We start from the raw sequence: 22,509 nt of genomic DNA on the forward strand, positions 1-22,509 counted from the left end.
GATATCCGTATATTCGGACAACCATATGTACTGAAGGCATCGTCATGCTCACCCCCGCCTCCGTTTTCAAATGCCTTGCCGACGAAACCCGCGCCCGGGCCACGCTGCTGATCACCCGTGAAGGTGAGTTGTGTGTCTGCGAGCTGGTCTGTGCGCTGGATGACAGTCAACCGAAAATCTCCCGCCATCTCGCGCAATTGCGCACCTGCGGTCTATTGCTGGATCGCCGTCAGGGCCAGTGGGTTTATTACCGGCTCAACCCTGATTTGCCGGCATGGATTCGCACGCTGCTTGAAACCACGCTCGCTGCCAACACCGCCTGGCTGGAAGAAAACAGCGCACGGCTGGCGGCTATGGGCGATCGCCCGCTCAATACGTCTGCCTGCTGCTGAGGATCGAAAATGCGAGTTCTGTTCATGTGCACCGCCAACAGCTGCCGCAGCATCCTGTCGGAGGCGATGTTCAACCATCTGGCGCCGGCCGGTTTCGAAGCAGTCAGCGCCGGCAGTTTCCCCAAGGGCCAGGTACTGCCGCGCAGCCTGACCACGTTGCAGGCGGCCGGCATTTCCATCGCCGGGTTGAGCAGCAAGGGCAACGACGCCTTCGAGAACAACCCGCCGGACATCGTCATCACCGTGTGCGACAAGGCCGCCGGTGAAGTCTGTCCGGTGTACTTCGGCCCGGCCCTTAAAGCCCATTGGGGGCTGGAGGATCCGTCGGATGTGCGCGGCGATGAAGACACCATCGACGCCGCCTTCCGCGCCACCCTCGCCCGCATCGAAACCCGCTGCCGGGCCTTCCTCGCCCTGCCCTTCGCCCAACTTGACCGTGATGCCCTCAAGCGCGAGCTCGACCGCATCAGCACGCTGTAACCGGAGCCGACATGACCGATTTGCCCAACCTCGATCCTTCACTGGTTCAAACAACCACGCGTGACGAAGGCGCGCACAAGCCGCGCATCCTGCTGCTTTACGGCTCGACCCGCCCGCGCTCCTTCAGCCGCTTGCTGGTCGAAGAAGCCGCCCGCCTGCTGGAGCACTTCGGTGCCGAGACGCGGATCTTCAATCCTTCCGGCCTGCCACTGCCGGACGATGCGCCGGGCGATCACCCGAAAGTCCAGGAACTGCTCGAGCTGATGCAATGGTCGGAAGGCCAGGTCTGGTGCTCGCCGGAGCGTCACGGTGCGATGTCGGCGGTGTTCAAGGCGCAGATCGACTGGGTGCCGCTGGCCCTCGGCGCGGTGCGTCCGACCCAGGGCAAGACCCTCGCGGTGATGCAGGTCTGCGGCGGTTCGCAGTCGTTCAACGTGGTCAATCAACTGCGCGTACTGGGCCGCTGGATGCGCATGTTCACCATCCCCAATCAGTCATCGGTGCCCAAGGCTTATCTGGAATTCGACGAAGGTAACCGCATGAAACCCTCGGCGCTGTACGACCGGGTGGTGGACGTGATGGAAGAGTTGGTGAAGTTCACGCTGTTGCTGCGTGATCGCCCGGACCTGGTGGATCGTTATTCCGAGCGCAAGGAATCGGCGGAGGAATTGATGCAGCGGGTCAATCAGCGGTCGATCTGAATAACCGCAACGCCGCGAACGGTGGCCCGTCACCCGGGTCACCGAAACTTTTCCGCGCCCTCCGGCCCCATCACCTAACCTCAATGTTTGTGTGATCAACCGGAACCGTCCAGTCCCATGCGTAATGCATTGAAGTCATTGATGTTCATCACCCTGACGCTGCTCTGTCCGGGTGTCTCGATGGTGTCGGCCGCCGACCTGCCCGGCACGCCCGATGTCGGCGCCCCGCTCCCCGGCGTCACGCAAAGCGATCTGCAAGCCCTTCAACTGCGCCTCGACGGCCTCAAGCAGCAGATCTCGTCCGCCAACAATTACAACCAGCTCGAAGGCCCGCAGGACCGGGTGCAGACGTTCATTCTGGACATCGATCGGCTGTCCGCGTCGCTGTTGCCGCAGCAGGCGCAACTGACCGTGCAACTGGGCGTGCTCGGTGCCGCGCCGGCCGAAGCGGTCGCTGCCGAACAAGCCGATATCGCCGCGCAACGGGCGACGTTGATCGAGCAGAAAACCAAAGTCGATACGGCGCTGAAGAACCTTGCAACCCTCAAGCAAAACGCCACGGAGTTGATCACCCAGATCGCCGGTATCCGCCGCACCTTGCTCGAAAGCGAACTGACGCTCAGCACCCACAGCATTCTGAATCCCGGCTTCTGGGCCCCCCTTGTCAATCCGTCGGCAGATGATCGCCAGCGTCTGAGGCTTTTCGTCGATCAGGTGCAACAGACCGGCGCCGAAGCCTGGCAACCGGGTCAGCGCTTTTACACCGCCCTGCTGGTGGTACTGGCCTTTGTCGTCTGGACGCTGGGTCGGCGGCTGGCCGACCGCTGGCTGGCGTGGGTGTGCATTCACCGCATGCCGGAGGGTCGACTGCGCCGCAGTTCGCTGGCGTTCGCCTCGGCGCTGGCGACTCTCGCGACCACCGCCATTGCCCTGCAACTGCTCTATTACGCCTGCACCCGTCACGTGCCGTTGCCGCCGATGCTGGCGACATTTTCCGATGAGTTCGGGAAAGTGGTTTATGCCTGCGTGCTGATCACAGGGCTCAGCCGCGCGTTGCTCTCGACCGAGCACCCGTCCTGGCGACTGCCGGCGGTGGCTGACCCGGTGGCGCTCGCGCTGCATCCCTACGCGCGGATCCTCGCCGCGACGCTGCTGGTGCTGGTGACGGCGGTGCAAGTCAGCAATGCCGCCGGCATGAGCAGTCAGATTGTGCTCGCAGGCAGAGGCATCATTGCGCTGGCGGTGCTGGGCATCGTCACCACGCTGCTGATGCGCGTCGGCAGGGTGCGCAAAACACTGGCCGCAGCCGGTGACACCCAAGTGGCGGGCAACACCTTCGCCGGGGTGGTTTACACCGTTGCCACCCTGGCGATGGTGCTGTCGTTCGGCGCCCTGCTCACGGGTTACGTATCGCTGGCGCGGTTCATCACCTATGAACTGGTGTGGGCGTTTATCGTGTTTTCCGGGTTTTACCTGCTGATGCAATTGCTCAGCGACAGCTGCGAATACTTCTTCTCCCCCCGCCACTCCAGCGGCAAGGCGCTGAAACAGCTGCTGGGGGTCGGCGACCGACGCCTTGAGCAGGCCTCAACGCTGCTGGCCGGTTTCGGCCGAGCCGCGCTGTTGCTGCTGGCGGTCATAACCCTGTTCGTCGGCGGGATCGGCACCACACTCGGCCAACTGGCGACCAACATCGGCACGATCCTCGGCGGCGCCGGTCTGCGCAAGCTGAACATCGTCCCCGGCCATTTGCTCAACGCGGTGCTGGCGCTGCTGATCGGCATCTACCTGATCCGCGCCCTGCGCCGCTGGCTCGACAACGAGTTCCTGCCCAAGACCGACATGGACCCGGGCATGTGCGCCTCGCTCAGCACGCTGTTTTCCAACATCGGTTATGCGGTGGTGATCCTGCTGACCCTGTCATCGCTGGGGGTGCAATGGACCAACCTGGCGTGGATCGTCAGCGCCCTGTCGGTGGGCATCGGCTTCGGTTTGCAGGAGATCGTGAAGAACTTCGTCTCCGGGCTGATCCTGCTCACCGAACGCCCGGTCAAGGTCGGCGATCTGATCAGCATCAGCGGCGTCGAGGGCGACATCCGCCGGATCAACGTGCGCGCCACCGAAATCCAGCTCAGCGACCGCTCGATCGTGATCGTGCCCAACTCGCAACTGATCTCGCAGAACCTGCGCAACGTCACCCTCGGCGGCAGCGCCCAGGGCGTGGCGACGCTGGAGCTGATGTTCCCGCTGGATATCGACCCCGAACAGGTGCAGAACCTGCTCTTCGACACCTACAAGGAACACGAAACCATCCTCGAAAAACCGGCGCCGTTCGTGCGCTTCAGCAAGCTGACGCCGGACGGGATTACGTTGACGGTGACCGGGTATGTGGCGAGCCCGAGGATTGTCGGGACGACCAAGAGTGATTTGCTGTTCGAGATTCTCAAGCGGCTGGGGGCGGCGGGGATTGAGCTGGCGAAGCCGCCAAGTACCTGAGGAAAAACCTGATGGGGGTCTGCACCGCTGCGCGCCTGCCTGATCAGGCCTCAGGGGTGTCAGTCGACTCTGGAGCCGCTTCCGCCGCCATTTTCAGACGATCCGCCTTGCTGATGTACTTCGGCTTGTTGCTCTTGGGTGCCAGTTTGGCGTTGGCCTTTCTGGATTTTTCCTTGAAGAGCTGTTGCAGTTTTTTCTGACGGTTCATGGTGTGTTGGCCTGCTTGAAAGTTGTTGAATGATATCAGCTTCAATCCGTTACTGATCCCAGAGTGCCCCTTACGCGCAATCGAGCCTGTCACGCAGAAACTCGATGAAACGTTGCGTCTTGGCCGGGAGCAGTCGCGTCTCTGTCAATGCGTAGACCGAAACCGGTGGTGCCTGCCATTGCGCCAGCACTCTGCGCAATGTTCCGCTCGCCACATCCTGGACGGCGATACCTTCCGGTAGCAGCGCGATCCCCAGATCCAGAGACGCCATGCGCCGGAGCATGCCCACACTGTTGAGTTCAAAACGTCCACCGACCTCCACCTGTTCGCTCCCTGTTTCACTGGTAAGTGTCCAGCGGTCAGAACCGGAGCCGCGCATTCTGAGGCATTCATGATTGATGAGTTGGGCAGGTTGCTCCGGCTCCCCGAACAGTTCGAGATACCTGGGCGATGCGTAAAAACCACGCTTCATACTCGCCAACTTGCGGGCAATCAGGTTTGAGTTCGGCGGTTCTCCCATCCGAATGACGATATCGACCGGGTCGCTGACCAGATCCACCTGTCGTGGTGTGAGGTCGAGATCGAAGCTGATACCCGGATATTCACGGGCAAACTCGGCAATCAACGGCGCCAGATAGATAGTGGCAAAGTCCACCGGCATCGAAACCCGCAGCAAACCACTGGGCCGGGCAAGCATTTCGCCCAATTGCTCATGCGCCAGCCTCGCCTCTTCCACGATCCGTTTGCAGCGCTCGAAATAAAGTTGCCCGGCCTCCGTCAACTCGATCCGGCGTGTCGTGCGGTGCAACAGACGCAAGCCGATGGCCTTTTCCAGGCCACTGATACGCCGGGAAAGCGTTGAGTTGGGCATGCCCAGCGATTCCGCCGCCCCACGAAAGCCGCGCATTTTCACAACTTCCACAAACAACGCCATGTCGTTCAGATATTCCAAAAGATTGCTCCACCAGTGGATCAGTCATTTCAATTTTGACGGATTTATCCCGAATTTGAATTGACTGATGATAGCTCCATCACTGCTGAGGAGCACCGCGATGAACCCACTTTTTTCTGAAATCCAGGTCGGCCGTCACACCCTCTCCAACCGTATCGTCATGGCACCCATGACGCGTTCGCGCGCCGATGATGACGGTGTACCGACGGATCTGGTCGCCACTTACTACGGTCAGCGCGCCAGCGCCGGGCTGATCATTTCCGAAGGCGTGTTTCCCGTTGCTCTCGGCAAGGGCTACACCCGAACGCCGGGTATCGAAACCGACGAACAGGTGGCGGCCTGGAAGCAGGTCACGGACGCCGTGCATGCCCGTGGCGGTCGCATCTTCATGCAACTGATGCACTGCGGACGGGTGTCCCACCCTTCATTGCTCGCCAACGGCGCTCAGCCGCAGGCGCCCTCTGCCATCAAGGTCGCGGGACAGACTTACACCGCCAACGGTTTGCAGGATTTCATCATTCCGCACGCCCTGAGCATTGTCGAAATCGCCGCCGTCGTCGAAGGCTATCGCCAGGCTGCACGCCGCGCGATCAAGGCGGGTTTCGATGGTGTCGAGCTGCATGCGGCATCGGGTTATCTGCCGGAGCAATTCCTGTCCACTGGCAGTAACCAGCGAGATGACGAATATGGCGGCCCGGTTGAAAACCGCGTCCGCTTCGTGCTGGAAGTGCTCGCCGCCATGGTGGATGAGATTGGCGGTGACCGCGTCGGCATCAAGATTTCGCCCGAGATGAACTTCAACGACATCATCGATGCCAACCCGCAGGAAACCTACACGCACCTGGTCGAACAACTACGCGCTTTCAATCTCGCTTACCTGCATGTCGCGCTGTTCGGTGCCACGTTCGACTACCACGCAGCGCTGCGGCCTGTCTTTGCCGGGCGCTACCTGATCGGCAGCGGTCTCGACAAAGATACCGCCGAATCCCTGATTTCCAGTGGCCAGGCCGATGCGGTGGTGTTTGGCAGTGCGTTTATCGCTAACCCTGACTTGCCCGAGCGTTTGCGCAGTGGTGCCGAGCTGAATACTGCGGACAAAAACACCTTTTACGCCCCGGGCCCAGAAGGCTACATCGACTACCCGACCCTGTCCGCAGAGGCTTGAGGAACGCAGCCATGCTCACCACCGCACGTTTGCAGCGCATGAACCACGGCAGCCGATTCAGGGCGTTCACCCTGCGAGGCGATCGGCATGCGAAACCGATCGACCCGTTTTTGGGCGTCGATCACGCCTGGATCAGCGGACCGACGTTTCCGGCCCACCCTCATGCAGGGTTCTCGGCGGTGTCTTACCTGTTTATGGATTCGCAAACCGGTATCGATAACCAGGACTCACTGGGCAATCGCAACCTGATCCAGCCCGGAGGTCTGCACTGGACGGCGGCGGGCAATGGCGTCGTGCACGAAGAAGTTCCGGCCGAGCCCGGCAAGACCGTTCACATGCTGCAGATTTTTATCAATCTGCCGGAGGACAAACAGTCGCAAGCACCGTTTGCCTTCAGCGTTGAATCTCAGGAGGTGCCGGTCGTTCATTCGCCGGGCGTGAAGGTTCGAGTGCCTCTGGGCAGCTTCCGCAACGTTGTGTCTCCTCTATCGCTGCCAACCGACGTGCGACTGCTGGACATATCACTGGAGGCCGGGCGCGAACTGAGTGTGTCGATTCCCGAAGGTCATGTGGCGTTCGTCATGCCCATAGACGGCGAAGTGTCTGTCGATGGCCACCCCTTCGATCTGTCCGATCCGAAAGTACCGGTCAATCTCCCGCAAGGGGCGGATCGTAGAGTCACCTTGAGTGCGCCGACCGGCAACGCCAAGGCCGTCGTTTTCTCAGGCACGCCCTTGAACCAGTCGGTGCATTGGCAGGGCCCAATGGCGCTCGCTTCTTCAGAAGCCCTGACAGCCGCCGTGGTCCGCTATCAACGGGGTGATTTTGGAAATCTGAATATTCGCTGACTCCACCACCGGGGGCATTCCCCCCATTTCAAATGCCAGGAGAACCACCATGACGTACGAAAACTTCAGTGCCGACAATGCTGCCCTTCTGCTGATCGATCACCAGGTCGGGACCATGGGCTGGGCCAAATCGATGGCTTTCGAAGAACTCAAACGCAACGCCCTGTTGCTCGCCAAGGCCGCGCGCATTCTGAAAATGCCCGTCGTGTTGACCTCCAGCATGGAAGAGCACGCACAAGGCCCGCTCCTGAGTGAGCTTGAGCAGATCCTGCCGGCTGAGTTTGCGAGCCGCATCAAACGCCTTGGCATCGTCAACGCCATGGACGACGAACACTTCGCCGCCGCGGTGAAGGCGACAGGCCGACGCAAACTGATCATCGCCGGCGTCACCAACGACGTCTGCACCGTTTACCCGGCACTCTCGCTGGTGCGTGATGGCTATGAAGTCCAGGTCGTCGCCGATGCCGGCGCTTCACCGACCAAGGCAGCCGATGACATCGCGTTGCGCCGCATGGACAAGGCCGGTGTCACGCTGACCAGCACCAACCAGTTGATTGCCGAACTGGCCGGTAGCTGGGCGACGCCTCAGGGCGGTGAATTGGTGCAGGTGTTGATGGAGTCTTTTGGTAGCTGATAGCGCTGGAATCATTGCCCGGCGTGGCGCTGGCAGGCGCAGTACCGGGCAAACCCGACTTCGGACAGGATCCCCTCATTAGCATCCCCGAGAGTTTTCACCCCAGCACGTCAGTGATCCAGCGCACCTGCTGCTTCAGATCCTGCACCTTTTGCTCGCATACCCCATGCCGAGCCCGAGCGAAGTGGCTCAGCGTCTGCTGCTTGTGCCGCAACCGATGCTGCCACTTGCTGACAAACGCAGGACTGCGCGTCTGCAACTGCAGCGGCCCGAAGTACAGTTCTTCGGCGGTATAAGTCACCGGCTCGCCTCGCTCGGCTACGATGATTTCGTAGTCGAAGCGGTTTTCGTGCAGCACGTCTTCGCAGAGGATTCGATAGCCGTTGTCCATCAGCCATTGGCGCAGCGGTTGTTCGCCGCCGTTGGGTTGCAGGATCAGACGTTCGCGGCCGCTCAAGCGCGCCTTGCCGGCTTCGAGGATGTCGCGGATGGTTTCACCGCCCATACCGCATACGGTAATTGCCGTGATCCCGTCTGCCGGTTCGACGGCCATCAAGCCATTGGCCAGGCGCACGGTGATCTGCTGCTCAAGATCGTTGTCGCGCACGGTGCGTTGCGCCGAACGGAACGGCGTCTCGGCCATCTCGCCCGCCACCGCCGCCGCGATCGCGCCACGGCGCATCAGGGCCACCGGCAGGTAGCCGTGGTCCGAGCCGATATCGGCCAACCGCGCACCGGCAGGCACGTGCGCCGCCACCCGCTCCAGGCGCATGGACAATGTCTGTTCGTTCAACCGCAACCCCTTTCACTCTGAACGCCCGGCACTGGCGGCCGGATCGGGGCGCGATTCTGGGGGGCAATGGCGGGGATTTCAAATGCGTGTGGTCGGATTCGTCGCTCGGCCCCGGATCAACGCACTCGACGCGTCAACCACGCGCCCCAGAACAGGCTGCTGAAAAACCGGGTGACCTCGCCGAATCCGGCTTCATGCAAGAGCTTTTGAACCGCCGCCTCGGAATGCGGAGGATCGGCGCCCTGAAGAATTTTCCCCAGTTTGGCCTTCACCTCATCGGCACTGGCCCCGTTCTGGCGCCAGCGCTGTCCCCACGCTTCCAGTAGCAACGGTTGGCTCGCATAGGCGTAGTGATTGCCGGCCACGATCAGCGGAGCACCCGGCTTCAAACGCGCCCGAATGGATTGCAGAAGCGCTCGCTTGGCCTCATCGCCTTCCAGATGATGCAGAACGCCGATCACCGTGGCCGCGTCGTATGACTCATCGGCAGGCAAGTCGTCGACCGGCCCCAGATGCAGATCCGTTCGCGCCAACAAATCATGCGACCGCAACTGCTCGGTCGCCGCCGCCAGCATCGGCTCGGACGGGTCAACCGCCATGAAGCGCCAACCTGGCTCCAGATTTCCCATCGCGACGATTTCCTGGGCGGTCCCGCCTGCGCCAACCGCCAGAATCCGCGCCGAGCCCGCGTTACCGAGGCTGGCCGCCAGCATGCACGCGGCAAGGTCATGGCAAGCGTCATAGCCCGCCAGCGCAATTCGGCTTTGCTTGCCATATTCATTGGCGCGGGAGGTGTCGAATTTTTCAGTAGAGGAAGCGTTCAAGGGCGTTTCTCCGTGTCCTTGAATTACCCTACGTCAGGAGGATCGATAATAGAAATTCATTGATTTCATGCGGTGCATTCCCGTCAGGAATGTGGAAGACACCAATGCCTAAACCAACATCGCCAACCAAGCCGACAGCAACAACAAAACCGCCAGCCCGGCATTCATTCGCCGAAACGCCCGTGGCGATCCAAAGAACCGCGCACTGCCCACGCCCAGCAGCGCCCACGCCGTCATGCACGGCAGACTGACCAGCAGAAACGCCAGCGACAACAACGCCATCCGCGCCGTGTCTTCGCTGCCACCGGCAAACACGCTCACCACCGCCACGGCCATCATCCACACCTTGGGGTTGATCAATTGCAGGCCGGCGGCGCCGAATACGTTGAAGCCGCCATCAGCCGCTGTCGCCGAGTCCAACGATGGCGGCGTGCTGCGAAAGATCTGCCACGCCAGCCAGCTCAACCACAACACGCCGGCCCAAGCCATGGCCTGCTGTACTCGCGGATAACGGAGCAAGGTTTCCCCCACGCCGAGGCCGACCACCAACACCACCAGCGCCGCCGACACACACGCACCGAAGATGATCGGCACGGTGGCCGTCAGACCGCGCCGCGAGCTGTGGCTCATCACCAGAATATTGGTCGGCCCCGGGGTGATCGAGGCGACGAAGGAAAACAGCAGAAAAGGCAGCAACGATTCCATGACAGGACTCCCGAATCAAAACAGGAGGCCATGGTCGCGGTTGTGCGGGGTTCAGTCTGGAAGGTTTGAGCAGCGCTTGCGGTAGTCCGCTGGCGTCAGGTGATAGGCACGGCGAAACCAGCGCCCGAGATGGCTTTGATCGGCGAAACCAAGGGCGCTGGCGACGGTCGCGGGTGTTTCGCCGCGCGCCAGCAACTGGCGGGCGCGGGCCAGGCGCAACTGGATCAGATACGCATGCGGCGCCAGTCCGAAAGCGGCCTTGAATGCACGGGTCAGACGAAAGCGATCGACCCCGCAGGCCTGGGCCAGGTCGTCCAGCCCGATGTCCTCGAAGGCGTGCCCATGCAGATAATCCCGCGCCACCTGGGCCACCCATGGCAGGCGCGGATCGAACGGCTGGCGCTTGCGCCAGTCGAGGTGGGACGTCAGCGCACCGAGCAAGGTGTCGATGGCGGTCTGGCGCACGATGCGCAAGTCGCCTTGATGCAGGGCGTTGAAGGCCTGATTGATGGCCGTGGACAGGCGCGAATCCTGACTCAGGGTATCGGTGAACCCGAGCTGGCTGTTGTCCGGAGCATGCTCGAACAGCACGCGCAATTCGCGCTCCAGCCAGTGCGGGTCGAGGTAAAGCATGGAATAGGTGAAACCCTCCTCCGTCGGCGCGTGCCCGTCGTGGATCTCACCCGGTTCCAGCATGAAAATCTTGCCCGGCGTACTCAGATGGCGCACGCGCCGGCAATGAAACTGCTGCACGCCCTGCTCGGTGACGCCCACCAGAAAGCTGTCATGCCAGTGCGGATCGTAGGCATGGCCCTGAAAGTGGGCACGAATCGACTCGATCCCGGTGTCGGCATCCTGAGACAAGTCGATCCAGTTGCGTTTGTCCACGCAAGGCTCCGAAGGCAGTGGTTGTTCGTCAAGGACGTCTACGTTACCGCGACTTTGCCGATGGGTTTAGAACATTTGTGCACGTGAGCCAGGCAGGCCATCCAGCAAATTTAATGAACCCTGAGTGTCACGGCCCGCCTAAGCCAAAGACCATCAGGAGGTAGCTCATGCAAATTGAAACCACGTGGATCGTACTGGCCGTCGTGCTTTTGCTCATCGAATTGTGGGCGATCAACCGGGTGCGCAAGAGTGAGGGGAAAGCCAGCAACAAAGGTGTCTGGATCGTATTGATCGTGTTTGTGCCGCTGTTCGGGCTGATCGCCTGGGCGCTGGCCGGGCCAAAGCAGGTTACTCAGGCCTGAAAACCCAAGGCAAGCAGGAGCCCCGAACATTCGGGGCTTTTTGTTGGCCGCTGGTTTGTATCGCAGTGTGTACGAATGCCGCCCGGATACATGCCTGGGCATCAGATGACGAAAACGGAAACAGCGCAGATACGTGGACAGCCTTTAATGGACTCCAGATTCGAAGGGTTCAGCCACCGCCCGGCCCTCACCGATTACCAAGGAGACTCGCCATGAAGCCTGCACTGCACACCGCCGTCCACACTGGAAAAAACCGTCGTCGCCTGCTGGGCCTGTCGATTCTCGCCACCGCGCTGCTGCAGTTCGGTGCGTTCGCCAATGCCCAAACCGCAGCCCCCGAGCCGATCAAGACCGCAGCCGCCAGCGTCACGGCTGACCTGCCATTCGGCCCGCTCAAGCACGTGAAGGCCGGCGTATTGGACGTGGCCTACGCCGAAACCGGCCCGGCCAATGGCCCGGTGGTGATTCTGCTGCACGGCTGGCCGTATGACATTCACAGCTACGACGACGTCGCGCCGCTGCTGGCGGCCAAGGGTTATCGGGTGCTGATGCCGTACGCCCGGGGTTATGGCGACACGCATTTCCTATCTGAAAAGACTGTGCGCAACGGCCAGCCGGCGGCGCTGGCCAGTGACGTGATCGATTTCATGGATGCGCTGAAGATCAAGCAAGCCGTGCTCGGTGGCTACGACTGGGGCGCGCGATCGGCAGACATCGTTTCGGCGCTGTGGCCGGAGCGGGTCAAGGCGCTGGTCTCGGTCAGCGGTTACCTGATCGGCAATCAGGCCGCCGGCAAGAATCCGCTGCCGCCCAAGGCCGAACTGCAATGGTGGTATCAGTTCTACTTCGCCACTGACCGTGGTGAGGCGGGTTACACCAGGAACACCCATGATTTCGCCAAGCTGATCTGGCAACTGGCGTCACCGAAATGGGCGTTCGACGACGCCACCTTCGACCGCAGCGCCAAGGCGTTGCAGAACCCGGATCACGTCGCGATCACCGTGTTCAACTACCGCTGGCGTCTGGGCCTGGTGCAGGGTGAAAAACAGTACGATGCGCTGGAACAGAAACTCGCCACCGCGCCTTCGATCAGCGTGCCGACCATCACCCTCGAAGGCGATGCCAACGGCGCACCGCACCCGGCGCCCGAGGATTACGCCAAACGCTTCACCGGCAAATACCAGTTCCGCCTGATCAACGGCGGCATCGGGCACAACCTGCCGCAGGAAGACCCGAAAGCCTTCGCTCAGGCGATCATCGACGCCGATCACCTCTGAAGCGGCACGCCGAACGGCTCGTCATTTGACGAGCCGTTTTTCTTTGGACGGGCGATAACCGAAATAGGCGCTGTAGCACTTGCTGAAATGACTCGGTGACACGAATCCGCAGGCCACCAGTACGTCCACCTGAGACAGCTCGGTGTGTTGCAAAAGGCGCCGAGCCTCGGTGATGCGCAGTTCCATGTAATAACGCTGCGGCGTGGTGCCCAGTTGTTCCTTGAACAGCCGCTCCAGTTGACGCCGGGAACGCCCGGCATACACCGCCAGTTGTTCCAGCTCCAGCGGTTCCTCCAGATTGGCGTCCATCAGCTTCACCACTTCACGCAACGGCGCGCTGACGCAGAGGTTCTCGGTCGGTTTGATCCGCCGGTAACGCGATTCCTCGAACGCCAGAATGTCTTCGATGCCTTCGACCAGCGCCTTGTCGTGCAGGCCCTTGATCCAATCCAGGGCCATGTGGAACGCGCCAGACGGACTGGACGCGGTCAACCGGTCGCGGTCGATTACGTAGGGTTCGCTGCTGACCTGGGTCGCCTTGGAAATCTCCGCCAGCGCCGGTCGATGCTCCGGGTGAATCGCACAGCGATAGCCTTCCAGCACCCCTGCCCGGCCCAGGAACCACGCGCCGTTCCACAACCCGGCCAGTATCACGCCGGCCTCGGCGGCCATCTTCAGCAGGTTGATGAGCTCATCGCTCGCCTTCAATTCCGTGCGGTAACCGCCGCAGATCACCAGCAGATCCAGTTCCTGCAACACACTGGTTTCCAGACGCGAGTCCGGGCGAATCACCAGCCCCAGGTCGCTGATCACTTCGCCGTCGCTGAGGCCGAAGGTGCGCGTGGAAAACAGACCGGGGCGCAGCAGATTGGCGGTGACCAGGGTGTCCAGCGCCTGGGTGAAGGCCGGCAGGGAAAAATGCTCCAGCAGCACAAACCCGGTGCGGGTCATGCGTCCCGGCCCGCTGGCGGGCTCGTTCAGGTAGCGAAGGTTCTTGCCCTTCATGCCACCGCTGAATTGGCGTCGTTCGATCAAGGTGGGGTCCATCGTTTCGTTGTTATGCCGCCATGCTAACCGGCGCCGCAGCAAATTACTCGCGAACGACGCAAGCACGTCAGTGCGGTCGCTGCTGATACCAGCGAGCCTGCGTCCCAACGTCGCAGGCCCGGCACCTTGGCAAACGCCACACAAGGCTTAAAATCGCGCCTCCTCTTGCAGTCGCCCGAACGGCGCCTGCCCGCAGCCATGACAACCCTCAGGTTTGAACAGCCGGCCACTTTCACCCAGTGCGCCAGGCTCAATCGTCCTGCCCGTTCGGCGGTCGTTTGTCTTCAACACACTTCGGCTTGGCACTCGCATGCGCAGAGGCGCACGTTCCGCTGTTCGATCACTTGAGGTTTTTATGACACCGCGTTTGCTGGCCATGGCGCTGGCGCCCCTGCTCGGGCTATTCATTGTTGCCCTGGGCAACGGCTTTCTGTCTTCTTTGACCACCCTGCGCCTGGGCGCGGCCGGCGAATCGGCGACGATGATCGGTATCGTGTCCTCGGCCTATTTCATCGGCCTGACCCTGGGCGCGATCTTCAACGACCGGCTGATCCTGCGCATCGGCCACATCCGCGCCTACAGCAGCTTCGCCTCGCTCATCGCCGCGACCATCCTGCTGCAAGGGCTGTTTTATGACACCTGGGGCTGGGTCGTCCTGCGCCTGATCAACGGCTGGGCCACGGTCGGTGTATTTCTGGTGATCGAGAGCTGGCTGCTGCTGGCCGGTGACGCGAAGATTCGCGGCCGTCTGCTCGCGTTGTACATGATCGTTCTCTACGGCGCCGGCGTGCTGGGTCAGGCGTTTTTGGGAAAAATCACCGGGCTGGGCGATACCGCGCCGTTCATGGTCGCCGGCATGCTCGCGACCCTGTCGGTGCTGCCGATCGTGATCCTGCCGCGGGTTTCACCGCTGCTTGAACAGGTCGAACCGCTCAAGCCACGGGCGCTGCTGGGTGTGTCCCCCACCGGACTGGTCGGGTGCTTCGGCTCCGGCGTGACCATCGCGGCGATCTACACCCTGCTGCCGCTGTACCTGCAACGCATCGGCCTGAACGTCGGCGAAGTCGGCAGCATGATGGCCTGGACGATCCTCGGCGCGATGCTGCTGCAATACCCTGTCGGGCGCTGGTCCGACCGCAAGGATCGCCTGCAGGTGCTGACCGTGCTCTGCGCCGCGTGCACGGTGCTGTCGTTGGTGATTGTACTGGTGCCGCTGTCCTCGGCCATGCTCGCGGCGATGCTGTTCCTGCTGGGCGGCGGCGTGTTCGCGTTGTACCCGGTTGCGGTCAGCCACGCTGCCGACCGGGCGCCGGTGGAAACCTTGGTACCGATGATTCAGGGCATGCTGCTGATCAATTCGCTGGGCTCGGCGATGAGCCCGCTGCTGATCTCGCCAGCGATGAACGCTCACGGCGAAACCGGCTTGTTCTGGGCCTTCGCGCTGGTCAATCTGAGCATGGTGACGTTCTTCTTCTGGCGTCGCGGCAAGCGTCCGGTGCCGGCCAATCCGGCGCCGTTCGCAGCAGCGGCGACCTTCTCGCCAACTGGCGCCGAACTGCGGGTGACCGAGGATCTGCGCCAGGCGGCGCAGGAACATCCGCCGATGGTCGATGCGTTGAGTGGCGAAGCGGCGCCGCAGACAGGATCGCGCTACGAAGCCAGTTGAGTTTCTGGCGGGCATAAAAAAACCGGTGACTTTGGTCACCGGTTTTTTATTGCCTCTGAATCAGTGCGGCGCGCGCGGGATCGTTTTCAGCAGATCCTCAGGGCTGATATGCCCCACCACACTGCCCGGCTGCGGCAGGTTCAGAATGTGGCCCTTCATCTTGCCGATCACGTGCATCTCGCACGGTTTGCAGTCGAACTTCAGGGTCAGCACTTCGTCGCCGTGAATCAGCTGCATCGGCGCGACCTTGGTTTTCACACCGGTCACGCCTTTGGCCTGTTTCGGGCACAGGTTGAAGGAGAACCGCAGGCAGTGCTTGGTGATCATCACCGGCACTTCACCCGCCTCTTCATGGGCCTCGTACGCCGCGTCGATCAGCTTCACGCCGTGACGGTGGTAGAAGTCGCGAGCCTTCTGGTTGTAGACGTTGGCCAGGAACGACAGATGCGCTTCCGGGTACACCGGCGGTGGCGTGGTCTCGGCCTTGCGCGAACCGCGCGGGTGAGCGGCAACGCGGGCAGCGGTCAGCGCTTCGATCACTTCACGGCGCAACGACTTGAGCTGCGAGTTCGGGATGAAGAACGCTTGCGGCGCATCGAGTTTGATCGAGGTCGCGTGGTACTCGGTGGTGCCGAGCTGGCCGAGCAGGTCATGCAAGGTCTCCAGCGCCTGTTCCGGTTTGTTGGCGACGCCGAACGGGCCGTCCAGCGCGACGCTGGCGCTGATGCCCTCTTCGCTGGTCACGGTCAGTTCCAGACGCGCTTCACGCAGCTTCGCCAGCCAGCTCACGCCGATCCGACGCTCGGCGGAGGTCTTGAGCAAGGCCTGCTGCCAGTTGTGGTCGAGGTTGCGGTTCAGCGGGTGGTTCGGGCGCAGCTTGTACAGGCCTTCTGGCATTTCGTTCGGCTCGACGCGGTAGCGGTAGCGCTTCTCGCCCTCTTCCTCGAACTCGCCCTTGGCTTCGGCGATGTTGGCGCGGAAACCGACCACTTCGCGCTTGACCAGCACGTTGAGGCCGTCGCCGTTCGACAGCGGCTCGTGGGTGATCACTTGCATGTCACGCTTGCCGACTTTCTCGACTGTGCCCACTGCCAGACCGGTGAAGGTCGGCGAATCGAACGCGCCGATGTCGATCTTGCGCTCGCTGACGAAGTAGTCGGTGCTGCCACGGTGGAAGGTCTTTTCCGGGTCCGGCATGAAGAAATGCGCGGTGCGGCCGCTGGAAGCGCGCGCCAGGTCCGGGCGGTCGTTGAGCACGTCGTCGAGGCGCTGGCGGTAATAGGCGGTGATGTTCTTCACATAGCCCATGTCCTTGTAGCGACCTTCGATCTTGAACGAACGCACACCGGCCTCGACCAGTGCGCGGATGTTGGCGCTCTGGTTGTTGTCTTTCATCGACAACAGGTGTTTTTCGTAGGCGATCACGCCACCCTTCTCGTCTTTGAGGGTGTACGGCAGACGGCAGGCCTGGGAGCAGTCGCCACGGTTGGCACTGCGCCCGGTCTGCGCGTGGGAAATGTTGCACTGACCGGAAAACGCCACGCACAGTGCGCCGTGGATGAAGAACTCGATGGCGGCATCGGTTTCATCGGCGATCGCGCGGATTTCCTTGAGGTTCAGTTCACGGGCCAGAACCAGTTGCGAGAAACCGGCCTGATCGAGGAACTTGGCCCGCTCAAGGGTGCGGATGTCGGTCTGGGTGCTGGCGTGCAGCTCGATGGGTGGAATGTCCAGCTCCATCACGCCCAGGTCCTGAACGATCAGCGCATCGACGCCGGCGTCGTACAACTGATGGATCAGCTTGCGCGCCGGCTCCAGTTCGTTGTCGTGCAGGATGGTGTTGATGGTGGTGAAGATGCGCGCGTGATAGCGACGGGCAAATTCCACCAGTTCGGCGATTTCGCTCACCTCGTTGCACGCGTTGTGGCGCGCGCCGAAGCTCGGGCCGCCGATGTACACCGCGTCGGCGCCATGCAGGATGGCCTCGCGGGCGATGGCCACGTCACGGGCGGGGCTGAGCAGTTCCAGGTGATGTTTGGGCAAGGACATATGTTTTTTTAGTCAGGCTGTCACGGTCGAGGCGCGCATTGTAGCCGCGAAACGCGTGGGCGGCACGCCTGTGCTGCCGGGTGGCAGCTGCCGACAATGCCCTTAGCACCGCATTCCCTGTGGGAGCTGGCTTGCCCCAGATCCCGCAGACACCCAAAAACCTGTGGGAGCGAGCTTGCTCGCGATAGCAGACTGTCAGTTGATAAAGATGCTGACTGATCCACCGCTATCGCGAGCAAGCTCGCTCCCACAGGGGAAAGTGCCGCTGGGCTGAATCAGGCCTTGGCGGCCATCGCAGTCACTTCCACCTTCATCCCCTCAACCGCCAGCGCCGCCACGCCCACCGCCGCACGCACCGGCCAAGGCTTGGCGAAGAAGCGCTTGTACACCTCGTTGAACGCAGCGCGATCAGCCATGTCGGTCAGATAAATGGTCAGGTGCAACACGCGGTCCATCGAAATGCCGGCCTTTTCCAGCGCCACTTTCAGCGCCTGCAACGTGCATTCGCTTTGCGCGGTGACGTCGCCCAGTTCCAGGCTGCCGTCGGCACGGGTCGGAATCTGGGTCGACATCAGGATGCCGTTGAATTCGGTCACGTCCGAAGAGATCGAGTCTGCATCCGGGTCCGGGGTGTAGGTGATGTCTTGGTTGGCCATGGGAAAGTCCTTCGCTGGCAGTGAGGACGGCGCCATCGCGCGCCGTTTCGGGCGGCCAGTTTACAGACCCGGTCGGCGGTGGGAAGTCCCGACGCGGTGTGTCAGTCCTGCGCCAGTATCCGCCGCAGTTCCAGCGCATTGCCGAGTGCCGCGCCGCTGGCGGTGTTGTCGAAGATGCACCAGGTGTCGACGCCGTCGACAGCCGCCACCTGCAAATCGCCGGCGAGCGTTTCCAGATACGCCGAGTCGTAGGGGCTGTGATAAATCCGTGGCGAACCGTGCAGCCGCCAGTAGCGCACGCCCGGCCAGCCGCACGGAGCCGTGTCGGTGCTGATTCGCGAGGGATCGACCACCGCTTGCGCGATGCGATACGCCATCAACAACAGTTCGGCGGCGGTCCAGGATTCGTGGCGCGGCTCCAGCACCACGGCCCCGGAATAGCGCTGGCGCAAGCTGATAAAAAACGCCTCGGCAACCGCTTCGTCAAACGCCAGCGACGGTGGCAACTGCAGCAGCAGGCAACCCAGGCGATCACCCAGTCCCGAACACTGCTCGAGAAAGGCGTCGAGCTCAGGTTCACAGTCCCACAGGCGTCGCTCATGGCTGATCGATTTCGGCATCTTCACGCAGAAGCGAAATCCGTCCGCCACCGACTCGGCCCAACGGGCATAGGTTTGCAGTTTGTGCGGACGGTAGAAGGAGCTGTTGATCTCCACGCCATTGAGCAGCGCGGCGTAACGTTGCAGATGAGTGCCCTGCTCCGGGAAGGCCGGCCAGTGCTGCCGGGGCATGCTCCAGCCGGCGCAACCGATGAAGATCGACGACACACTCAAAACAGCACCTTGCCCGCTTCACGCATGAAGATTTCCACGGTTTTCGGGCCGATGCCGTCGAAGGCTTGCAAACGCTTTTCGAAGTCCTGGCGGTCGGCGCTCGCCTCGACCATGTTCATCACCTGACCGGCGTACTCGTGATTCAGTTTGGCGGCCAGGGCCAGCAAGCGTTCGGCGGTGGTTTCGTCGTAGCGCACGTAATGCGCCTGGCCGAGCATCCGCACCAGTTCGCGGTGGGTGCAATGGCCGAGTTTGCGCGGCGTATCGCGCTGGTGTCGTTCAACGATCACTCGATAAGCTTCGGCGGCGATGTCGGCCTGGATGCGTTTGCCCATCAGGAAACTGGCGAGCAGCCATTTGAACAGCGCTGATTCGTTCAGCGGATGCAGGTCGATGTGCAAGTCTTGGGCGTTGATGGTTTTGGTCATGCAGCTTTTGAGCGAGGGGCGGCGTGATGAGTGCGGGGCTGGCGACGAATGGTTTTGGGGCTTAACGCGTCAGGTTTCTCCTCGTCGGGCGATGATTGATAAACAGGTTTGAATCATGCCGTTTAAAGACATGTCGGAATGCTTCCGGATGCCTACAAATCCTTGCGCCAGAGCCTACCGCTACGCCAGAATCCGCCGGCTTGTGCGCCTTGGGGTCGGCCGGTAACTTGGATCGGGTCACTGATTTCCAGTGATCGGGTTTAGCAGCCCGTGGTCAACCTAAGGTCGTACGCGCACTATCAATCAGGTTCCATGCCTGCATTTGATGGCGGCTGTACGCAGGGCGCTTCGGCGCGCCGGCTTCCTTAGGTTCCCCGGTCTGCTAACCTGCGTCCAGCTGCCACCCTTCTTTTAGCAGAGAAGCGGTTTCAGCATCATTTCGGAACCTGAAAATGATCAAACCTTCTCCAAATCCCCCGGTTACCGCACCGGACAGCATCACCAATCCAACTTCCCCCTACGAATGCCCTGACTCCAAAAAATTCAACGAAGCCGCCGAACGCGCCCTCAACTACTACCTCGGCCCGCCCGCCCCCTACATCATGGCCGCGCCCTACGTTCCCAACCGCCTCTACCAGGCCAACCCGGCCAGCAACACCGAATCCCTGCTCGCCGACGCCGTCGAAACTCTCGGCTCGGCCAACGTCATGCTCAACAACCTCGTCGACGCCCTCGAAGGCCCGCACCGCAAAACCGCACAAGGCATCGCACAGATCGTGATGCTGGCGGAACTGGCGGTGAATCAGGTGCTGGATAACGTTGTTCCGACGGAATAAATCACTCCGGTGCTAAATTTCGCTACGACTTAAAACCCAATGGGGATGATGGCGTAAATTCGTCCCCTTTTTCTCGTTCCTCAAGACAAGTCAAGAACCGCCTCACTTCCAATATCATAACTCTGCAAAGATCTTGAGTTTTCGAGAACTCGCCCCCCAAACCTTAACTACTTATTATCAAAAGACACCGCCTCGACCTTTTTAATCCTTGCCTTTACATATTCAATCTGATCAGATGGCTCAACCTCAAGCGTGATTCGCTTACTCGATTCAACTCGGACAAAAATGATCATGACAAACACCTCTAATAACAAATCAAAAGTGGGAAAATTTATTTACTCACAAAAGCAACAAAAGGGGAAAGATTATTTTCTGTCATTTAATTTTCTTTTAATCTCTCCCCTTTTTTCTCTTGATTAATTTTGGGGTATTTCCTTTTTACGTATAGTCGATCCTATACAGCGATAAATACTGAGCATTCGAAAAATCGCACGTAAATTTCTTACCATCTTTACCGTACACCACAGCAGCAGTACCTTCGCCTGAGTAACTCACAAAACGGTAATACTGTATTTTATCTCCTCCAACCCCGGCAAAAAAATGCACATCAGCAACATTATCTTGGTTCTTCGCTTCACTAAAACAACTCAACTGAGCACTTATCATTTCTGGAGTCGCCATTTTCTTCATCCTCAACCAAAAAGCAAAAAGGGGACAGAATTATTTTCAAGCAAAAAGGGGGCAGATTTATTTTCCACCCCTTTGGCAGTCAAAGTATCAACATAAACAGCCACAACCGCACCTGATAGAAATGACAGTTTTTAATACTAATTTAGAACAACCAAGCTTTTGAATAACCATAAAAGGTAACGGATACAGACTTATTTAATCCGCCCCAGCCCACGCGGATACATTCTCTGACACATCCCGCCTGTCTCCGCCTCGCCAGCTTCTAAACTTCATCCGTCAAAACAAGGACGTAAGAAGACTCATGCCCAGAACCGGACGCATCGTGCTAGCGAACTACCCGCATCACATCGTGCAGCGCGGCCACAACAGGCAGGTCGTTTTCGCAGAGCCAGCGGACTTCGAGCGCTACCTCTCTGACCTGCGAGAACTCAAGGAGGCACTGGGTATAAAAGTTTATGCCTACTGCCTGATGACCAATCATGTCCACCTGCTTCTCGCCCCAGGAGAAGCAACGTCCAACCTTGGACAGCTTATGAAAGCGCTCGCCGCACGGATGACGCGGTATCGCAACAAGGTTGAGGGGCGGACTGGCACGCTATGGGAAAGTCGCTACAAATCCAGCGTTGTCCAATCCGACACCTATCTATTGGCTTGCAGTCGCTATATCGAGTTAAACCCGGTGCGAGCCCACATGGTGGAGCGTGCAGAAGACTACCCCTGGTCAAGTTTCGCTCTGCGCCTGAACGATTTTTCAGAAAGCACCTGGCTGGACAAAAATCCTTGTTTCCTGGAGTTAGGACCTGACGATGCCACCCGGCATGAGCGCTATAAGTCGTTTGTTGGAATGGCTACACCCACCAATGAATTGCAACTCATCAGGGGAGCGCTGCAGCGCGGCCAACTGACTGGCAACATGAGATTCGTCGATGAAATCGAACAAATCACGGGAAGACGCATTGAATTAAGAGATAGAGGACGGCCAGAGAAAAGTGCTTAACGTCTAAAGGGGGATGATTAAATAAATCCGTCCCCTTTTGATTAGATTATCCTGCGTCACTTTTTCTGTTTTTTCATATCGTTTCAGGGAGCGTACAAGTCCAACGCTCCTTCCACCCTTTTCTCACATTGAAAACCGTTCACAACGCCTAGCAGCGTGCCCTTGTAGTTGTTAGCGATCGTCGTGGGTTTCGTATTGACCGTTACTGAGGTCTTTGCTGCCGAAAACGTCTGGTTAGCCGACGTGAGTATTGAACCCGGCCCTTGAAAACCAGTGAATTGCACCACACCACTAACACTCCCCAGCAAATCGCTGCGTACTGTCACCTCGACTTCAATGGGCGACCCTCTGGCTACATCGGGAGTCATCAGAACGACGACAACTCCATCGCAAATGCTTGGAGCTGCTTGCACCAGCGCAGGTGCGCATGGAGCGACAATCGACGCTACAACTACACTCGCGATAGATTGATTCATAGGATCACCTGTGTTGCATACGAGGGCGGACCAGAGAAACGAAATTAAAAAGATAATTAAAAGGACGGACAATCAAAGGAACCAACCAAAGGGAGCAGATTTATTT

General features: G+C 60.2%; 26 protein-coding genes. 12 read left to right on the top strand and 14 right to left on the bottom strand.

The window, feature by feature from the left end; translation table 11 throughout:
• Window positions 1-44: 44 nt before the first annotated feature.
• The 4 genes from L6D74_RS27390 to L6D74_RS27405 all read left to right on the top strand — a co-directional run bounded on the left by L6D74_RS27390 (window position 45) and on the right by L6D74_RS27405 (window position 4,069).
• A complete protein-coding gene (locus L6D74_RS27390) occupies window positions 45-392 on the top strand; it encodes a metalloregulator ArsR/SmtB family transcription factor (RefSeq protein ID WP_085611839.1) in 348 nt (115 codons plus the stop codon).
• 9 nt (window positions 393-401) lie between these two features.
• The gene (locus L6D74_RS27395) at window positions 402-872 is read left to right on the top strand and encodes an arsenate reductase ArsC (RefSeq protein ID WP_236191214.1); all 471 of its coding nucleotides are present in this window, start codon (window positions 402-404) and stop codon (window positions 870-872) included.
• An 11-nt stretch (window positions 873-883) separates the two neighbouring features.
• Window positions 884-1,573: an arsenical resistance protein ArsH gene (arsH, locus tag L6D74_RS27400; protein ID WP_064595868.1), complete on the top strand. Its 690-nt coding sequence runs from the start codon at window positions 884-886 to the stop codon at window positions 1,571-1,573.
• Between the two features lie 117 nt (window positions 1,574-1,690).
• Window positions 1,691-4,069, top strand: coding sequence for a DUF3772 domain-containing protein (locus L6D74_RS27405; protein WP_236191215.1), 2,379 nt, complete (start codon window positions 1,691-1,693; stop codon window positions 4,067-4,069).
• 43 nt (window positions 4,070-4,112) lie between these two features.
• On the opposite strand, the gene L6D74_RS27410 is transcribed toward L6D74_RS27405, so the two are convergent.
• Window positions 4,113-4,277, bottom strand: a complete 165-nt coding sequence (locus L6D74_RS27410; RefSeq protein ID WP_236191217.1) for a DUF2986 domain-containing protein — start codon at window positions 4,275-4,277, stop codon at window positions 4,113-4,115.
• Between the two features lie 70 nt (window positions 4,278-4,347).
• On the bottom strand, window positions 4,348-5,229 hold the full coding sequence (locus tag L6D74_RS27415) for a LysR family transcriptional regulator (RefSeq protein ID WP_192564697.1): 882 nt from the start codon (window positions 5,227-5,229) through the stop codon (window positions 4,348-4,350).
• A gap of 100 nt (window positions 5,230-5,329) precedes the next feature.
• Between L6D74_RS27415 and L6D74_RS27420 the strand changes: the two genes are divergently transcribed.
• The 3 genes from L6D74_RS27420 to L6D74_RS27430 are packed head-to-tail and all read left to right on the top strand — an operon-like array spanning window position 5,330 to window position 7,876.
• The gene (locus tag L6D74_RS27420) at window positions 5,330-6,394 is read left to right on the top strand and encodes an alkene reductase (protein ID WP_236191219.1); all 1,065 of its coding nucleotides are present in this window, start codon (window positions 5,330-5,332) and stop codon (window positions 6,392-6,394) included.
• 11 nt (window positions 6,395-6,405) lie between these two features.
• Window positions 6,406-7,242, top strand: coding sequence for a pirin family protein (locus L6D74_RS27425; protein ID WP_236191222.1), 837 nt, complete (start codon window positions 6,406-6,408; stop codon window positions 7,240-7,242).
• 49 nt (window positions 7,243-7,291) lie between these two features.
• The gene (locus L6D74_RS27430) at window positions 7,292-7,876 is read left to right on the top strand and encodes an isochorismatase family protein (RefSeq protein WP_236191224.1); all 585 of its coding nucleotides are present in this window, start codon (window positions 7,292-7,294) and stop codon (window positions 7,874-7,876) included.
• Window positions 7,877-7,973: 97 nt separating this feature from the next.
• On the opposite strand, the gene L6D74_RS27435 is transcribed toward L6D74_RS27430, so the two are convergent.
• The 4 genes from L6D74_RS27435 to L6D74_RS27450 all read right to left on the bottom strand — a co-directional run bounded on the left by L6D74_RS27435 (window position 7,974) and on the right by L6D74_RS27450 (window position 11,086).
• Window positions 7,974-8,669: a tRNA (adenine(22)-N(1))-methyltransferase gene (locus L6D74_RS27435; RefSeq protein WP_309295715.1), complete on the bottom strand. Its 696-nt coding sequence runs from the start codon at window positions 8,667-8,669 to the stop codon at window positions 7,974-7,976.
• A 116-nt stretch (window positions 8,670-8,785) separates the two neighbouring features.
• Window positions 8,786-9,493 carry a class I SAM-dependent methyltransferase gene (locus tag L6D74_RS27440; RefSeq protein ID WP_236191226.1) on the bottom strand — a complete coding sequence of 236 codons (708 nt, stop codon included), beginning with the start codon at window positions 9,491-9,493 and terminating at the stop codon, window positions 8,786-8,788.
• Between the two features lie 108 nt (window positions 9,494-9,601).
• Entirely contained in the window at window positions 9,602-10,198 is a 597-nt protein-coding gene (locus L6D74_RS27445) for a LysE family translocator (RefSeq protein WP_236191227.1), read from the bottom strand.
• A 51-nt stretch (window positions 10,199-10,249) separates the two neighbouring features.
• Window positions 10,250-11,086, bottom strand: a complete 837-nt coding sequence (locus tag L6D74_RS27450; RefSeq protein ID WP_064595851.1) for an AraC family transcriptional regulator — start codon at window positions 11,084-11,086, stop codon at window positions 10,250-10,252.
• Window positions 11,087-11,253: 167 nt separating this feature from the next.
• On the opposite strand from L6D74_RS27450, the gene L6D74_RS27455 reads away from it, so the two are divergent.
• Window positions 11,254-11,448: a PLDc N-terminal domain-containing protein gene (locus tag L6D74_RS27455; RefSeq protein WP_039773123.1), complete on the top strand. Its 195-nt coding sequence runs from the start codon at window positions 11,254-11,256 to the stop codon at window positions 11,446-11,448.
• Window positions 11,449-11,660: 212 nt separating this feature from the next.
• Window positions 11,661-12,725 (top strand): alpha/beta fold hydrolase, encoded by a 1,065-nt coding sequence (locus L6D74_RS27460; RefSeq protein ID WP_236191229.1) that lies wholly within the window; start codon window positions 11,661-11,663, stop codon window positions 12,723-12,725.
• Between the two features lie 21 nt (window positions 12,726-12,746).
• Here the strand turns inward: L6D74_RS27460 and L6D74_RS27465 are convergent, their stop codons facing one another.
• Window positions 12,747-13,772, bottom strand: a complete 1,026-nt coding sequence (locus tag L6D74_RS27465) for a GlxA family transcriptional regulator (RefSeq protein WP_085611847.1) — start codon at window positions 13,770-13,772, stop codon at window positions 12,747-12,749.
• A gap of 355 nt (window positions 13,773-14,127) precedes the next feature.
• On the opposite strand from L6D74_RS27465, the gene L6D74_RS27470 reads away from it, so the two are divergent.
• Window positions 14,128-15,438 carry an MFS transporter gene (locus tag L6D74_RS27470; protein WP_085611848.1) on the top strand — a complete coding sequence of 437 codons (1,311 nt, stop codon included), beginning with the start codon at window positions 14,128-14,130 and terminating at the stop codon, window positions 15,436-15,438.
• Between the two features lie 60 nt (window positions 15,439-15,498).
• On the opposite strand, the gene L6D74_RS27475 is transcribed toward L6D74_RS27470, so the two are convergent.
• The 4 genes from L6D74_RS27475 to L6D74_RS27490 all read right to left on the bottom strand — a co-directional run bounded on the left by L6D74_RS27475 (window position 15,499) and on the right by L6D74_RS27490 (window position 19,404).
• Window positions 15,499-17,487, bottom strand: coding sequence for a peptidase U32 family protein (locus L6D74_RS27475; protein WP_236191231.1), 1,989 nt, complete (start codon window positions 17,485-17,487; stop codon window positions 15,499-15,501).
• A gap of 275 nt (window positions 17,488-17,762) precedes the next feature.
• Window positions 17,763-18,143: a RidA family protein gene (locus tag L6D74_RS27480; RefSeq protein ID WP_236191233.1), complete on the bottom strand. Its 381-nt coding sequence runs from the start codon at window positions 18,141-18,143 to the stop codon at window positions 17,763-17,765.
• A 101-nt stretch (window positions 18,144-18,244) separates the two neighbouring features.
• Window positions 18,245-18,976 carry a DUF72 domain-containing protein gene (locus L6D74_RS27485; protein ID WP_236191235.1) on the bottom strand — a complete coding sequence of 244 codons (732 nt, stop codon included), beginning with the start codon at window positions 18,974-18,976 and terminating at the stop codon, window positions 18,245-18,247.
• Complete coding sequence (locus L6D74_RS27490) at window positions 18,973-19,404, bottom strand: HhH-GDP family DNA glycosylase (RefSeq protein ID WP_236191236.1); 432 nt, start codon at window positions 19,402-19,404, stop codon at window positions 18,973-18,975. Before L6D74_RS27490 ends, L6D74_RS27485 begins: the two co-directional genes overlap by 4 nt.
• 452 nt (window positions 19,405-19,856) lie before the next feature.
• On the opposite strand from L6D74_RS27490, the gene L6D74_RS27495 reads away from it, so the two are divergent.
• Entirely contained in the window at window positions 19,857-20,240 is a 384-nt protein-coding gene (locus L6D74_RS27495) for a DUF6124 family protein (protein WP_236191238.1), read from the top strand.
• A gap of 167 nt (window positions 20,241-20,407) precedes the next feature.
• Here the strand turns inward: L6D74_RS27495 and L6D74_RS30260 are convergent, their stop codons facing one another.
• Together L6D74_RS30260 and L6D74_RS27500 are read right to left on the bottom strand one after the other, a co-directional pair.
• The gene (locus L6D74_RS30260; RefSeq protein WP_373874498.1) at window positions 20,408-20,533 is read right to left on the bottom strand and encodes a ubiquitin-like protein; all 126 of its coding nucleotides are present in this window, start codon (window positions 20,531-20,533) and stop codon (window positions 20,408-20,410) included.
• Between the two features lie 145 nt (window positions 20,534-20,678).
• Entirely contained in the window at window positions 20,679-20,921 is a 243-nt protein-coding gene (locus tag L6D74_RS27500; protein ID WP_236191240.1) for a hypothetical protein, read from the bottom strand.
• Window positions 20,922-21,231: 310 nt separating this feature from the next.
• Between L6D74_RS27500 and L6D74_RS27505 the strand changes: the two genes are divergently transcribed.
• Window positions 21,232-21,927, top strand: coding sequence for a transposase (locus tag L6D74_RS27505; protein WP_236191242.1), 696 nt, complete (start codon window positions 21,232-21,234; stop codon window positions 21,925-21,927).
• An 83-nt stretch (window positions 21,928-22,010) separates the two neighbouring features.
• On the opposite strand, the gene L6D74_RS27510 is transcribed toward L6D74_RS27505, so the two are convergent.
• Complete coding sequence (locus L6D74_RS27510) at window positions 22,011-22,403, bottom strand: hypothetical protein (RefSeq protein ID WP_236191243.1); 393 nt, start codon at window positions 22,401-22,403, stop codon at window positions 22,011-22,013.
• Window positions 22,404-22,509 lie beyond the last annotated feature (106 nt).

This window comes from Pseudomonas pharyngis (genome assembly GCF_021602345.1).
GTDB classification, from domain to species: domain Bacteria; phylum Pseudomonadota; class Gammaproteobacteria; order Pseudomonadales; family Pseudomonadaceae; genus Aquipseudomonas; species Aquipseudomonas pharyngis.

Bases quoted from the DNA above. Each gene is read 5' to 3' on its own strand.
- L6D74_RS27390 (WP_085611839.1), top strand. From the start codon at position 45: ATGCTCACCCCCGCCTCCGTTTTCAAATGCCTTGCCGACGAAACCCGC.
- L6D74_RS27395 (WP_236191214.1), top strand. From the start codon at position 402: ATGCGAGTTCTGTTCATGTGCACCGCCAACAGCTGCCGCAGCATCCTG.
- arsH (WP_064595868.1), top strand. From the start codon at position 884: ATGACCGATTTGCCCAACCTCGATCCTTCACTGGTTCAAACAACCACG.
- L6D74_RS27405 (WP_236191215.1), top strand. From the start codon at position 1,691: ATGCGTAATGCATTGAAGTCATTGATGTTCATCACCCTGACGCTGCTC.
- L6D74_RS27410 (WP_236191217.1), bottom strand. From the start codon at position 4,277: ATGAACCGTCAGAAAAAACTGCAACAGCTCTTCAAGGAAAAATCCAGA.
- L6D74_RS27420 (WP_236191219.1), top strand. From the start codon at position 5,330: ATGAACCCACTTTTTTCTGAAATCCAGGTCGGCCGTCACACCCTCTCC.
- L6D74_RS27425 (WP_236191222.1), top strand. From the start codon at position 6,406: ATGCTCACCACCGCACGTTTGCAGCGCATGAACCACGGCAGCCGATTC.
- L6D74_RS27430 (WP_236191224.1), top strand. From the start codon at position 7,292: ATGACGTACGAAAACTTCAGTGCCGACAATGCTGCCCTTCTGCTGATC.
- L6D74_RS27445 (WP_236191227.1), bottom strand. From the start codon at position 10,198: ATGGAATCGTTGCTGCCTTTTCTGCTGTTTTCCTTCGTCGCCTCGATC.
- L6D74_RS27455 (WP_039773123.1), top strand. From the start codon at position 11,254: ATGCAAATTGAAACCACGTGGATCGTACTGGCCGTCGTGCTTTTGCTC.
- L6D74_RS27460 (WP_236191229.1), top strand. From the start codon at position 11,661: ATGAAGCCTGCACTGCACACCGCCGTCCACACTGGAAAAAACCGTCGT.
- L6D74_RS27465 (WP_085611847.1), bottom strand. From the start codon at position 13,772: ATGGACCCCACCTTGATCGAACGACGCCAATTCAGCGGTGGCATGAAG.
- L6D74_RS27470 (WP_085611848.1), top strand. From the start codon at position 14,128: ATGACACCGCGTTTGCTGGCCATGGCGCTGGCGCCCCTGCTCGGGCTA.
- L6D74_RS27475 (WP_236191231.1), bottom strand. From the start codon at position 17,487: ATGTCCTTGCCCAAACATCACCTGGAACTGCTCAGCCCCGCCCGTGAC.
- L6D74_RS27480 (WP_236191233.1), bottom strand. From the start codon at position 18,143: ATGGCCAACCAAGACATCACCTACACCCCGGACCCGGATGCAGACTCG.
- L6D74_RS27490 (WP_236191236.1), bottom strand. From the start codon at position 19,404: ATGACCAAAACCATCAACGCCCAAGACTTGCACATCGACCTGCATCCG.
- L6D74_RS27495 (WP_236191238.1), top strand. From the start codon at position 19,857: ATGATCAAACCTTCTCCAAATCCCCCGGTTACCGCACCGGACAGCATC.
- L6D74_RS30260 (WP_373874498.1), bottom strand. From the start codon at position 20,533: ATGATCATTTTTGTCCGAGTTGAATCGAGTAAGCGAATCACGCTTGAG.
- L6D74_RS27500 (WP_236191240.1), bottom strand. From the start codon at position 20,921: ATGGCGACTCCAGAAATGATAAGTGCTCAGTTGAGTTGTTTTAGTGAA.
- L6D74_RS27505 (WP_236191242.1), top strand. From the start codon at position 21,232: ATGCCCAGAACCGGACGCATCGTGCTAGCGAACTACCCGCATCACATC.
- L6D74_RS27510 (WP_236191243.1), bottom strand. From the start codon at position 22,403: ATGAATCAATCTATCGCGAGTGTAGTTGTAGCGTCGATTGTCGCTCCA.